Below are 13,783 nucleotides of genomic sequence, written 5' to 3'. Positions count from 1 at the left end.
CGACTATCGCATAAGCGGTCGGAGAATTCCATTCTTCACTTTTCTTATTCCTTTCGGCTTTATACCGGCATTCGGAATAGGGACTGACTGCGCGGGAGCCCTTGGTATTGGCTGCTTCACGGCGAAACAGTTATACCAATGGGCTCTCAGGCATGTCAACAACTCATCAAGGCTTTAATGTGTATTTATGCGCTCTGACGCGTCGCCTTCTTCGTCACGCGGCTTACCAGAACCCGTTTCCGGAGATGAACCTTCAGCCCTGGGCTCGGGTGGATAGGCCAGTGCAATATCCAGCACTTCGTCAATCCACTTCACCGGACGAATCTCCAGCGACTCCTTGATGTTCTCAGGTATCTCCTTGAGATCCCTCACATTCTCGTCTGGAATGATCACCGTCTTGATACCACCACGATGCGCTGCCAGAAGCTTTTCTTTCAACCCACCGATGGCAAGAACACGCCCACGCAGAGTGATTTCACCGGTCATTGCAACGTCGGCGCGAACCGGAATCTTGGTCAGTGAAGAAACCAGCGCTGTGCACATACCGATACCGGCACTGGGACCATCTTTCGGTGTCGCACCCTCCGGTACGTGCACGTGCAGATCGTGCTTCTCGTGGAAATCATCAGCAATTCCAAGACCAGGTGCCCGGCTACGTACCACGGTCAAGGCCGTCTGGATGGACTCCTGCATGACATCACCCAGGGAACCCGTCTTCACGACCCGGCCCTTGCCAGGCGTGAGGGCGCACTCAATATGCAGCAGTTCGCCACCCACCTGGGTCCAAGCCAGACCGGTCACCTGACCAATCTCGTTCTTTTCCTCGGCGAGGCCGTACTTGAATTTCTTGACCCCCGAGTAATCTTCGAGCATGTCCTGCGTGAGAGTGACTGAGACCTTCTCTCCGCTCTCCACATGGTCGCGAACCACCTTGCGGCAGATCTTGGCAATCTCGCGCTCCAGGCCACGTACACCGGCTTCACGGGTGTAATAGCGGATCAGGTCGCGAAGGGTGTCCTCTGGCAACTTGAGCTCGTCCTTGCGCAGGCCGTTGGCCTTGATCTGCTTCGGCAACAGATACCGCAGCGCAATATTGACCTTCTCGTCCTCCGTGTAACCCGGGATACGGATGATTTCCATCCGGTCCAGCAGGGCGGGAGGAATGTCCATGGAGTTAGAGGTACACACGAACATCACATCGGAGAGATCGTAATCCACTTCCAGATAGTGATCGTTGAACGTGTGATTCTGTTCCGGGTCCAGAACCTCCAGCAGCGCCGAGGCCGGATCACCACGATGATCCATGCCCATCTTGTCGATTTCATCGAACAGGAACAGCGGATTCTTCACGCCCACCTTGGACAGCTTCTGAAGAAGCTTACCGGGCAACGCACCAATGTAGGTTTTCCGGTGGCCGCGGATTTCAGCTTCATCACGCACGCCGCCGAGGGCCATCCGGGTGTACTTCCGGTTGGTCGCACGGGCAATGGACTGACCGAGCGAGGTCTTGCCCACCCCGGGAGGACCAACCAGGCAGAGCACAGGACCCTTGACCTTCTTCACACGGCTCTGAACCGCAAGGTATTCCAGAATGCGCTTTTTGACTTCATCGAGGCCGTAGTGGTCCCGATCGAGAATTTCACGGGCTTTTTCGATGTCGTGGCGGACACGGCTGCGCTTCTTCCAGGGAATCGCCAGCATCCAGTCAATATAGCCACGGACAACGGTCGCTTCCGCAGACATCGGAGACATCATCTTCAGCTTATTCAGCTCCGTTTCAGTCTTTTTGCGGGCCTCTTCCGGCAATCCGGCTTCTTCCAGCTTCTGCTCAAGCTCCTCGAAGTCGTTGTTGCCTTCGCCCAGGTTACCCATCTCTTTCTGGATAGCCTTCATCTGTTCGTTCAGGTAGTACTCGCACTGGCTGCGCTCCATCTGCTTTTTCACGCGGCCACGGATGCGCTTCTCAACCTCAATCAGGTCGATTTCGCCATCCAGCTTGCCGAGCAGCAAGTCCACCCGTTTGCGAATATCCAGCGCTTCCAGCAGTTCCTGCTTTTCCGGAATACGCATTTCCAGGTGAGCAGCCATGGTGTCGGCCAGGCGTTCAAGCTCCTCAATACCGGTGAGAGCATTGGAGACCTCGGAAGGGACCTTTTTGGAGAGTTTCACGTACTTCTCGAACTCGTCCATCAGGGTCTTTATCAGGACCTCCTGCTCGCGCTCGGGCAGCCCTTCTTCATCCATCAGGACAGCGCCACCGGACAGGTACTCACCCTCGGAGATACCGCTGATGGTCGCTCGGGCGTTGCCCTCTACCAACACCTTGACGGTGCCATCGGGCAGGCGAAGCATTTGCAGGACCGTGGCCAGCGTGCCCATATCGAACACATCCTTCGGACCCGGCTCATCAGTAGAGGCGTCTTTCTGGGCTACCAGGAGGATTTCCTTACTTCCTTCCATCGCGGCTTCCAGAGCCTGAATGGATTTTTCTCGGCCCACGAACAGTGGGACCACCATGTGCGGAAACACCACTACGTCACGCAGCGGAAGCAGCGGGTACTCTTGCACGGCATCTTCGGGTATACGGGTCATTGGGAATCCTCTGACGGTATTTACTTCAGCATATCACCCTTCATTGGGGCGCCCGCAAAAATTGCAATCTTTTTACCAAACGAAACAGGGCGGGAATATCGCGATACAAAAACGCGAAAAGGGGCGTTGCCGCCCCTTCTCATTTCAACCGCTGACCTAGACTCAATCCTCGGGCACAGCCTTGGCGTGATCACTGCTGGCGTAGATCTTGAAGGGCTCGGAGTCCCCGCTGATCACGCTCTCATCGATCACCACTTTGGTCACGTCATGCTCAGAGGGAATCTGGTACATGGTGTCCAGAAGCGTCGCTTCCATAATGGAGCGCAGACCACGGGCGCCTGTCTTTCTCTCCATGGCCTTGCGGGCAACAGCCCGAAGCGCATCTTCACGAAAATCAAGCTCGACCCCTTCCATATCAAACAGTTTCTGGTACTGCTTGGTCAGGGAGTTCTTGGGCTCGGTCAGAATCTGTACCAGCGCTTCTTCATCAAGTTCGTTGAGAGTTGCCACTACCGGCAAACGACCAACAAACTCCGGAATCAGGCCGTACTTCACCAGGTCCTCAGTCTCCACGTCCTTGATGACGTCGCCGGTGTTCTTGGCATCGTCCTGACTGGCAACCGAAGCAGAGAAACCGATGCTGTTCTTCTCGGTACGCTCGCGAATCACCTTGTCCAATCCGGCAAAGGCGCCACCGCAGATAAACAGCATATTGCCGGTATCAACCTGCAGAAATTCCTGCTGCGGATGCTTGCGACCACCCTGCGGCGGTACCGATGCAACGGTACCCTCGATCAGCTTCAACAGCGCCTGCTGAACACCCTCACCGGAAACATCCCGGGTAATGGAAGGGTTGTCAGACTTCCGGGAAATCTTGTCGATCTCGTCAATGTAGACTATGCCGCGCTGGGCCTTGTCGACATCGTAATCGCATTTCTGCAGAAGCTTCTGGATGATGTTCTCGACATCCTCACCAACGTAGCCGGCTTCAGTCAGCGTGGTGGCGTCGGCGATCGTAAAGGGCACGTTCAGCATCCGAGCCAGAGTCTCGGCCAGCAGAGTCTTACCACTACCGGTCGGACCGATCAGCAAAATGTTACTCTTGCCAAGCTCGACATCACCCTTACCTTCGCCATAACGCAGACGCTTGTAGTGGTTGTAGACCGCCACCGACAAGACTACCTTAGCCCGATCCTGACCAATCACGTATTCATCAAGGGTATTGCGGATCTCGGCCGGTGTAGGAAGGCGATCGCTCGGCTCTTCCTGTGCATTCTCCTGGATTTCCTCCCGGATAATGTCATTGCACAGGTCAACACACTCGTCGCAGATGAACACCGAGGGCCCTGCAATGAGCTTTCGGACTTCATGCTGGCTCTTTCCACAAAACGAGCAGTAGAGCAACTTGCCGTTATCGTCGCCCCTGCCGTTTCTTTCATCTGCCATTGAAATACCTCTGATCTCGTTTTGCCGGCGTCACTGCCTAATACGCCGGCCAAGTATGATGCGATTACTTCCAGTATTATTTATTCGGTACGCGCTTATCAAGTATTGAATCGATCAGCCCATACTCTTTCGCCTGAGCCGGATCCATGAAGTTGTCACGGTCCGTATCCTTGGCGATAGTCTCCAGATCCTGACCGGTGTGATGGGCCAGGATCGAATTCAGGGTATGCCGAATCTTCAGGATTTCACGGGTGTGAATTTCGATATCCGTTGCCTGACCCTGATAGCCACCCAGCGGCTGGTGAATCATCACTCGGGAGTTCGGCAGACACGCCCGCTTACCCGCGGCACCACCCGCCAAAAGGAAGGCACCCATGCTGGCCGCCTGGCCAACGCAAAGGGTGGCGACATCCGGCTTGATAAACTGCATGGTGTCGTAGATTGACATACCTGCAGTTACAGAGCCGCCAGGGCTGTTGATATAGAGGTGAATATCCTTGTCCGGGTTTTCAGACTCGAGGAACAGGAGCTGGGCCACAATCAGATTCGCCATGTGGTCCTCAACCGGACCCACCATGAAGATCACCCGCTCCTTGAGCAGACGGGAATAAATGTCGAACGACCGCTCGCCGCGAGCTGTCTGCTCGATAACAATCGGTACCAGTCCGGAATTGGTAACCATTGCGGGACCATCAATTGGTTTCTGCGTCATGATGCGCCTGAACTCCTTATGGACAATGGGTCGTGGACTCGCGCCACGGCAGTTTCAAAAAAGTTGCACCCCATACTTTGCCAGCAGCGGCCCCAGATGAAAACAGCCGGGCATGCCGGCTGTTCTCGGGGGTCGGCCTTCGGGACCGGCTTTCTACTCCGATCCCGGGCAAAATCAGCGCTGGGGCTGACCGGCCTGAACGGCCTCTTCATATTTGACTTTCTTTTCTTTGACCTGGGCCTGCTCCAGCACGTGGTCAACAACCGCATCTTCCAGGACTGAAGACTCGATCTGAGACTTCTGCTCCGGGTTGCTGTTGAAGTGTGCAACCACTTCTTCTGGCTGTTCATACGTAGACGCGATCTCCTGGATCTTTTCGTCTACCTTGGCCGGGTCGGCTTTCAGGTCGTTTTTCTTGACCACTTCCTGGAACAGCAGGCCAGTCTTCACGCGGCGCTCAGCCTGCTCCTGGAAAATCTCCTTGGGCAGCTGCTGCGGATCAATCTGGCCGCCGAAACGCTGGACGGCGTCCTGACGGAGACGATCAATCTCCTGATCAACCAGAGCAGCCGGAATATCCAGCTCAGTGGTTTCCAGCAGTCCGTCAACAACGTCGTTCTTGACCTTGTTGGAAACCGCTTGCTTGAGCTCGCGCTCCATGTTCTTTTTGACTTCTTCGCGGAAAGTCGCTTCGTCTTCGGCATCGATACCGAACTTCTTGAAGAATTCGGTGTCGAGTTCCGGCAACTGCGGCTCCTCAACCTTGTGAATCTTGATCTCGAACTTGGCCGGCTTACCTGCCAGATCTTCGTTGTGGTAATCCTCCGGGAAGGTAACCTCGATTTCCATGTCTTCGCCGGCCTTACCACCAACGATGGCCTTCTCAAAGCCCGGAATCATCTGGCCGGAGCCTAGAGTCAGACGATGGCCTTCAGCGGCTCCGCCTTCGAATTCCTCACCGTCGATAAAACCTTTGAAGTCAATGGTCAACACGTCCTTGTTCTTGGACTTGCGCTTGACTTCTTTCATGGTGGCCTGCTGACGACGCAGGTTGTCGATCATGCTATCGACATCTTTGTCGGTGATCTCGGAAGTCAGCTTCTCGACTGAAACCTTGCTGAGATCGCCTAGCTCGATTTCCGGCAGCACTTCGAAGATGGCCACGAATTCCAGGTCTTTGCCCTCTTCCATGGTCTTTGGCTCGAACTTCGGCCAACCTGCCGGATTGATATCCTGTTCCTGCAGTGCCTTGATGTAGTTGTCGCGCATAACCTCGCCAACGATTTCCTGGCGGACGCTGTCACCGAAACGACGCTTAACGACGCTCATGGGCACCTTACCCGGACGGAAACCGTTCAGGCGCACGGTACGCGCGGTTTCCTGCAGGCGTTTCTGGACCGCCTGGTCGATTTCCTGGGCGGGCACACCAATCGTCATGCGACGCTCGATGTTGGAGGTCGTTTCAACAGACACTTGCATGGAAGATCCTCAAATTACAGGTTCAGTATGTGAATGAATTTAAAACAAAAGTCCGTTTCCGGGCGAACTCCCGCAAAAGGACCGAAAATTAAAAGGCGGTAGTTTATCACGGTTTGCCCCACCGAGAGAATCACCAGCTACAGACGGCTTCGGTGGATTCCGATCACGCCACTTTATCGTCCGAAAAAGATGGGGACTAAAACCCAAAAAGAAAGGGGCAGAGGCCCTCAATACCCCCAAGGCATGCTTTCGGACCATTCTATTAGCCACAAAAAAACCCTCTCAGCGATACTGAGAGGGTTTTCGTATTGGTACCTCGGGAGGGACTTGAACCCCCACGCCTTGCGGCAACAGGACCTAAACCTATCGTGTCTACCAATTCCACCACCGAGGCTTTTAACCGAAATTTTAAACGTGTCGCTGGACAGACTCAACATCCAGCTTTACCAACTCCCATGCTTGTTCACGAAGTGTCGCAGACTGACGCCGCTCTAAAATTCAATAGAGTCGCGAATCAAAGCAAAGGGGAAAGTGGGGTGGACGAAGGGGATCGAACCCTCGACCGCAGGAGTCACAATCCTGAGCTCTACCAACTGAGCTACGTCCACCACATCAGGATATGCCTTTCAGCATTTGCACAACTTCAACTTTGCTGGTTACGGTCGCTCCGGCGCGGACCAAGCCAACCACTTGATGGCGCGCCCGGCAGGACTCGAACCTGCGACCACCCGCTTAGAAGGCGGGTGCTCTATCCAGCTGAGCTACGGGCGCTTGACCGTTCGCCCACCTGAACATTCAGAATTTTGGTCGGGGTAGAGAGATTCGAACTCCCGACATCCTGCTCCCAAAGCAGGCGCGCTACCAGACTGCGCTATACCCCGTCTGAACTGAACAACAAGTGCCTCAGCAAAGTTGGCGCGCATATTACCGGCGCCGGAGGGTCCCGTCAACACGTATTTCCAAATTCCCTGAAACAACAGTCTCTTCAGTGACAAAGCGCCCAGGCAAAAGTTCCGGCGCGCCCCGCCCAGACAACCGTCCAATTGGAGTTCCGCCGGAAGCATGAGACAATGCCAACCCTTCAATTTACCGATGCCCAACCGACAAGACGAGACATGACCGCCAAACTGATCAACGGAAAAGAGATTGCCGCCGAAGTAAGACAGCAAGTCGCCGCAGGGGTGGAAGCAAGAACCCAACAGGGGCTCAGAGCTCCTGGACTGGCTGTAGTCCTGGTCGGCAACGATCCCGCATCCCACGTGTACGTGGGCAATAAACGGAAGGCGTGCGACCAGGCGGGAATCCTCTCACTCTCATACGATCTGCCGGAAGACACTTCCCAGGAAGCGCTGGAAACACTGATTGATGAGCTGAACGAGAACCCCGCCGTGGACGGGATCCTGGTGCAACTCCCCCTGCCCTCGCATCTCGATGCAGATCCGATTCTGGTAAAAATCCGGCCAGATAAAGACGTTGATGGCTTCCATCCATACAACATCGGCCGCCTGATGCAGCGCAAACCCACTCTGCGCCCCTGTACGCCGGCGGGCATTATCACCCTGCTCGACAGCATAGACACCCCCTACAAGGGCCAGCACGCCGTCATCGTTGGCGCCTCCAACATTGTCGGCCGCCCCATGAGCATGGAGCTGCTATTGAAAGGTGCCACGACAACCGTGTGTCACCGATTCACGCCGGATCTGGAGAAGTTTGTTCGTGAGGCTGACATCCTGGTCGCAGCCGTCGGCAAGCCAGGCCTGATCAAGGGCGATTGGGTAAAACCGGGTGCAACCGTGATTGATGTGGGCATCAACCGGATGGACGACGGGAAACTGTATGGCGACGTTGATTTCGCAGCCGCCTCGGAGCGCGCGGCCTACATAACGCCGGTTCCCGGCGGCGTAGGGCCGATGACCATCGCCACCCTGCTGCAAAACACCCTCTATGCGGCTGATGTCTTGCACAGGGACTGAGCCCGGAGTCAGGGTTCAGGCTCTGCTTGATCCGACGTGCCACAAAAAACCCCGCCGAAGCGGGGTTTTTTATTTCGCAGCTCTTACTGCCCGTATTTGGCTTTCGCCTTCAGACGGTATGCATGCAGTAGCGGCTCGGTGTAGCCATTAGGCTGCTCGCGGCCCTTGAGAACCAGATCCAGCGCTGCCTGGAAGGCGACACTGTCATCGAAGTTCCCGGCCATCGGGCGGTAAGCTGAATCACCGGCGTTCTGCTTGTCGACCACCGCTGCCATACGCTTCATGGTCTCCATGATCTGATCTTCAGAGCAGATACCATGGTGCAGCCAGTTGGCCAGCAACTGGGAGGCGATACGGAGAGTCGCACGGTCTTCCATCAGGCCGACATCGTTGATGTCCGGTACCTTGGAGCAGCCAACGCCCTGGTCAATCCAGCGCACAACGTAACCGAGGATACCCTGGGCGTTGTTGTCCAGCTCCTGCTGGATGTCTTCGGCGCTCAAAGAGGCAGGATCATCCATCACCGGTACTGTCAGGATATCTTCCAGCGCAGCACGGGTGCGGCTTTCCAGCTGCTTCTGGACGTCAGCCACGCTCACCTGATGATAGTGAGTGGCATGTAGTGTAGCCGCCGTGGGAGACGGAACCCACGCGGTGTTCGCACCGGCCTTCGGATGACCGATTTTCGCCTCCAGCATGCCGGCCATCAGATCCGGCATGGCCCACATGCCCTTACCAATCTGGGCAACGCCACGGAAACCGGTTTCCAGGCCGATGTCCACGTTCCACTGCTCGTAGGCATTGATCCAGGTCGCCTGTTTCATCGCACCTTTGCGAATGAACGGCCCCAGTTCCATGGAGGTGTGAATCTCGTCACCGGTGCGATCCAGGAAGCCGGTATTGATGAACACGGCGCGCTCTTTCGCGGCGTGGATACAGGCTTTCAAGTTAACTGTGGTGCGACGCTCCTCGTCCATGATGCCGACTTTCAGGCTGAAGCGGGGCAGGCCCAGCGCATCTTCGACACGGCCGAAGAACTCGTTGGTGAATGCCACCTCTTCCGGCCCGTGCATCTTAGGCTTCACGATATACATGGAGCCTTTGGTGCTGTTCTGGAACTTGCCGTTACCCTTCATGTCGTGAATGGCGATCAGCGAGGTGATCAGACCATCCATCAGGCCTTCCGGCACTTCGTTACCGTCTTTCAGCAGGATGGCCGGGTTGGTCATCAGGTGGCCGACGTTACGGATAAACATCAGGCTGCGGCCTTTCAGGCTCAGCTCGCTGCCATCTGCCGCGGTGTAGGTGCGATCCGCATTCATCTTGCGGGTCAACTGCTCGCCACCTTTCTCGAAGGTTTCCTGCAGATCGCCCTTCATCAGGCCCAGCCAGTTGCGGTACGCAAGTGCCTTGTCGTCGGCGTCTACGGCAGCTACCGAGTCTTCGCAATCCATGATGGTGGTCAGCGCAGACTCCATCAGCACGTCTTTGACGTGGGCACCGTCGTCTTTGCCAATCGGGTGGCTGGCGTCAATCTGGATCTCGAAGTGCATGCCGTTCTTGACCAGCAGCACGCCGGTGGGCGCCTCAGCAGCACCGGTGTGGCCAACAAACCCGGATTCATCTTTCAGACCGGTGGTCTCACCATTCTGCAGTTTGACAACCAGCTTGCCACCTTCAACCACATACTTGGCAGCATCTTTGTGACTTCCAGAGGCCAGCGGAGCTGAGCTGTCGAGCAGGTTGCGGGCCCATTCGATAACTTTGGCGCCGCGCACCGGGTTATAGCCACGGCCTTTTTCCGCGCCGTCCTCCTCGGAAATCGCGTCAGTGCCGTAAAGGGCATCGTACAGGCTACCCCAGCGCGCGTTCGCCGCGTTGAGAGCAAAGCGGGCATTCATGATCGGAACCACCAGCTGCGGGCCCGCCATGGTTGCCACTTCCGGATCGACATTGGAGGTGGAGATCTTGAATTCGGAAGGCTCGTCAACGAGGTAACCGATGTCTTTCAGGAAAGACTTGTACTCGGCCATGTCCAGCTTCTGGCCCTTGTGATCGCGGTTCCAGCTGTCCATTTTTTCCTGGATCGCATCACGCTTGGCCAGCAACTCACGGTTGCGTGGGGCCAGCTCGTTCACGATCTTGTCAAATTCTGCCCAGAATTTATCGGCATCGATTCCGGTGCCCGGGATCGCTTCGTTGTTCACGAAATCATACAGATTCTTTGCGACCTGAATGCCGCCGACTTGTACGCGTTCTGTCATCGTTGTCTGCCTCAGTGGGTTACGTTTCCCGACTCCCCCTTCATCTTGAGGGGGCATTCTAATTTGAGCGCCGCATTGTAAGGGAAAATCCTTACAAGATCATTCCTGCACGCGCAAAACTGGTCTGACCAACCAGCATCTCCGGAAATTCAGGCTTTACGCCAGGTCGTCCCCTCTCGGGAATCGTCCAGAATAATACCTTTCTCGAGGAGCTCGTCGCGGATCCGGTCGGCCTCGGCAAAATTCTTTGCCTTGCGGGCATCAGCCCTGGCCTGGATCAGCGCTTCAATGTCTTCGGCGCTGAGCTCACCACCCGTGTCTGCCTGGAAGAACGCCTCGGGGTCCTGCTGCAGCAGACCCAGAACACCACCAAGCCTTACCAGAATTGCCGCACTTTGCTTGGCATCGTCTTCACGACCATCGCGACGATGCTGATTGATCTCGTTGGCAACGGCATGCAGGACAGCAATGGCACCCGCGGTGTTGAAGTCGTCGTCCATCGCCTCGGCAAACCGCTCGTCGTGCTCGGATTCCGGCACATCGGCGGCCTTGGCGGGCACGATGCCTCTCAGTGCATGGTACAAACGGGTCAGAGTGCGGCCGGCCTCGGCCAGATTTTCCTCGGAATAGTCCACCTGGCTACGGTAGTGGCTGGAAACCAGGAAGTAACGGACCACTTCTGCCGGGTACTTCTCCATGATCTCGCGGATGGTAAAGAAGTTACCCAGGGACTTGGACATCTTTTCTTTGTTCACCCGGATGGCACCCGCGTGCATCCAGGTGTTCACAAAGGTGTGGCCAGTGGCACATTCTGACTGGGCGATCTCGTTCTCATGATGCGGGAACAACAGATCCGGACCACCGCCGTGAATATCGAATGTGTCGCCGAGGCAGCAGGTTGACATGGCCGAACACTCGATATGCCAGCCGGGACGACCATCACCCCAGGGCGAAGGCCAGCTGACCTCGCCTGCCTTTGCCGCTTTCCATAACGCGAAATCCGCCGGGCTTCGCTTGGCTTCCTGAACATCCACCCGCGCGCCCGCCAGAAGATCCTCCAGCTTTTTCTTGCTGAGCTTGCCGTAGTCATCGAAGGAATCAACCGCAAAGTAGACGTCACCATTGTCCGCTGCGTAGGCGTGGCCGCCGGCAATCAGCTTGTGGATCATCGCGATAATTTCGTCGATATACGCGGTAGCTCGGGGCTCTTCATCCGGTGACAGCACGCCGAGACGTGCTTCGTCTTCGTGCATGGCTTTGATCATCCGGTCCGTGAGCTCGTCGTAGGGCTCACCGTTTTCATCCGCACGGCGCAGGATCTTGTCGTCAATATCGGTGATATTGCGAACATAGTTCACGTCGTAACCGCGATGACGCAGGTAACGGGTAATCACATCAAAGGCTACCAACACCCGGGCATGCCCCAGGTGGCAGTAGTCGTAGACTGTCATACCGCAGACATACATCCGGACCTTGCCAGGCTCAATGGGCCGAAACTCTTCCTTCTTTTGGGTCAGCGTGTTGTAGATGCGGATCACTTGCCCCCCTTGCCCCAGGAATCCCTGAGCGTAACAGTGCGGTTGAATACCGGCCGACCAGCAGCCTCGGTATGGGCCTGATCACAGAAGAAGTAGCCTTCCCGCTCGAACTGGTATGGGAGATCCATACGGGGCGCGATAAGGCTCTTTTCGACGCGCGCACCTTTGAGAACCACCAGCGATTCCGGATTCAGGTGATCCATCAGATCGCCTTCCTTGTCACTGTCCGGCGACTCGTGGTTAAACAGGCGGTCATACAGATTGATGTCTGCCTCTACACTGTCACTCGCCGAAACCCAGTGAATCACGCCGTTCGGTTTGTAGCCCTCGGGATTGACGCCGAGGGTGTTGGGATCGTACTCACACTTGAGCTCGACAATCTGGCCACTGTCGTCACGAATCACTTCCCGGCAGGTCATCACATAGCCGCCACGGAGGCGTACTGCCTGGTCCGGGGCCAGCCGCTTCCATTTACGCGGCGGCTCCATTTCGAAATCTTCCCGGTCGATATACAGAGTCTGGGTCCAGGGGACTTCCCGCTCGCCCATATCCGGATTTTGCGGGTGCACTGGCAAGGTGAGCGTTTCGCTTTGATCCGCCGGGTAATTGGTCAGCGTGACTTTCAACGGGCGCATCACACACATGGCTCTCGGGGCCCGGGTGTTGAGGTCTTCGCGAATGGCGTGCTCAAGCATACCCACATCCACAGTGCCGCCGGCCTTGTTCACCCCGATCATGTCGCAGAAGGTGCGGATGGACTCCGGCGTGAAGCCACGCCGGCGCATACCGGAAATGGTTGGCATACGCGGATCGTTCCAGCCATCAACTACATTCCCATCCACCAGACGCTTGAGCTTCCGCTTGGAGGTGATGGTGTAGTTCAGATTCAGCCGGGCAAACTCGATCTGACGCGGATGGCAGGGGCCGGAAATGTTATCCAGCACCCAGTCATACAAAGGCCGGTGATCCTCGAACTCCAGTGTGCAGAGGGAATGGGTGATTCCCTCCATGGCGTCTGAAATCGGATGCGTAAAGTCGTACATCGGGTAAATGCACCACTTGTTGCCAGTCTGATGGTGTTCGGCGTAACGGATCCGATAAAGGATCGGATCCCGCATGTTGATGTTCGGAGAGGCCATATCGATCTTGGCTCGCAGCACCAGCTCGCCGTTCTGGTACTTGCCGTCCCGCATATCACGGAACAGTTGCAGACTTTCTTCCACCGGCCGATCCCGGTAAGGGCTGTTTCTGCCCGGCTCTTTGAGGCTACCGCGATACTCGGCCATTTCATCTGCCGTCAGGGCGCAGACGTAAGCCTTGTCCCGGGTGATCAGCTCCTCGGCGAATTCATAGAGGGCATCGAAGTAATCCGATGCGTACCGCACGTCGCCAGCCCACTCGTAACCGAGCCATTCCACATCCTGCTTGATGGCGTCGATGTATTCCTGGCTTTCCTTTTCCGGGTTGGTGTCGTCAAACCGCAGGTTACAGTCGCCGGAAAAGGTCTCGGCGATGCCAAAGTTCAGGCAGATCGATTTGGCATGACCGATATGCAGGTAGCCGTTGGGCTCCGGCGGGAATCGGGTGACCACCTTGCCGGTATGCTCTCCGCTGGCGATGGCGTCTTCGATCAGGCTCTGGATAAAGTTGTGGGCTTTCTTCGACTCGGCGCTCATACAATCTCTGTTAAAAGGGGAGTGAATCTTAAACCGCGTATTATACTCACAAATCCTTGCCGGACTCATGCATAGCGGGAAACTCTTGAGTACAATGGGCCCG

Annotated in this window: 8 protein-coding genes and 4 tRNA genes; 1 reads left to right on the top strand and 11 read right to left on the bottom strand. The window is 56.2% G+C overall.

Annotated elements, in window-relative coordinates; all coding sequences use genetic code 11:
- Positions 1–174: 174 nt before the first annotated feature.
- The 8 genes from lon to CFB02_RS04015 all read right to left on the bottom strand — a co-directional run bounded on the left by lon (position 175) and on the right by CFB02_RS04015 (position 7,110).
- Positions 175–2,592 carry an endopeptidase La gene (lon, locus tag CFB02_RS04050; protein WP_088556975.1) on the bottom strand — a complete coding sequence of 806 codons (2,418 nt, stop codon included), beginning with the start codon at positions 2,590–2,592 and terminating at the stop codon, positions 175–177.
- 162 nt (positions 2,593–2,754) lie between these two features.
- Positions 2,755–4,038: an ATP-dependent Clp protease ATP-binding subunit ClpX gene (gene clpX, locus CFB02_RS04045; RefSeq protein WP_008174598.1), complete on the bottom strand. Its 1,284-nt coding sequence runs from the start codon at positions 4,036–4,038 to the stop codon at positions 2,755–2,757.
- A 76-nt stretch (positions 4,039–4,114) separates the two neighbouring features.
- Positions 4,115–4,750, bottom strand: coding sequence for an ATP-dependent Clp endopeptidase proteolytic subunit ClpP (gene clpP, locus CFB02_RS04040; RefSeq protein ID WP_039882061.1), 636 nt, complete (start codon positions 4,748–4,750; stop codon positions 4,115–4,117).
- Positions 4,751–4,924: 174 nt separating this feature from the next.
- On the bottom strand, positions 4,925–6,229 hold the full coding sequence (gene tig, locus CFB02_RS04035) for a trigger factor (protein WP_088556974.1): 1,305 nt from the start codon (positions 6,227–6,229) through the stop codon (positions 4,925–4,927).
- Positions 6,230–6,538: 309 nt separating this feature from the next.
- Positions 6,539–6,623, bottom strand: a tRNA-Leu gene (locus tag CFB02_RS04030).
- Between the two features lie 138 nt (positions 6,624–6,761).
- A tRNA-His gene (locus tag CFB02_RS04025) sits at positions 6,762–6,837 on the bottom strand.
- Positions 6,838–6,923: 86 nt separating this feature from the next.
- Positions 6,924–7,000, bottom strand: a tRNA-Arg gene (locus tag CFB02_RS04020).
- 33 nt (positions 7,001–7,033) lie between these two features.
- Positions 7,034–7,110, bottom strand: a tRNA-Pro gene (locus CFB02_RS04015).
- Between the two features lie 234 nt (positions 7,111–7,344).
- On the opposite strand from CFB02_RS04015, the gene folD reads away from it, so the two are divergent.
- The gene (folD, locus tag CFB02_RS04010; protein WP_088556973.1) at positions 7,345–8,202 is read left to right on the top strand and encodes a bifunctional methylenetetrahydrofolate dehydrogenase/methenyltetrahydrofolate cyclohydrolase FolD; all 858 of its coding nucleotides are present in this window, start codon (positions 7,345–7,347) and stop codon (positions 8,200–8,202) included.
- Positions 8,203–8,285: 83 nt separating this feature from the next.
- Here the strand turns inward: folD and CFB02_RS04005 are convergent, their stop codons facing one another.
- The 3 genes from CFB02_RS04005 to CFB02_RS03995 form a co-directional block, all read right to left on the bottom strand.
- A complete protein-coding gene (locus CFB02_RS04005) occupies positions 8,286–10,466 on the bottom strand; it encodes a malate synthase G (protein WP_088556972.1) in 2,181 nt (726 codons plus the stop codon).
- 149 nt (positions 10,467–10,615) lie between these two features.
- A complete protein-coding gene (cysS, locus tag CFB02_RS04000; protein ID WP_088556971.1) occupies positions 10,616–12,004 on the bottom strand; it encodes a cysteine--tRNA ligase in 1,389 nt (462 codons plus the stop codon).
- Positions 12,001–13,680 carry a glutamine--tRNA ligase/YqeY domain fusion protein gene (locus CFB02_RS03995; RefSeq protein ID WP_088556970.1) on the bottom strand — a complete coding sequence of 560 codons (1,680 nt, stop codon included), beginning with the start codon at positions 13,678–13,680 and terminating at the stop codon, positions 12,001–12,003. Before CFB02_RS03995 ends, cysS begins: the two co-directional genes overlap by 4 nt.
- Between the last annotated feature and the right edge of the window lie 103 nt (positions 13,681–13,783).

Origin of the sequence: Marinobacter sp. es.042 (genome assembly GCF_900188315.1) — a bacterium.
GTDB lineage: Bacteria > Pseudomonadota > Gammaproteobacteria > Pseudomonadales > Oleiphilaceae > Marinobacter.
This window is presented reverse-complemented; position numbering and strand designations above follow the sequence as displayed.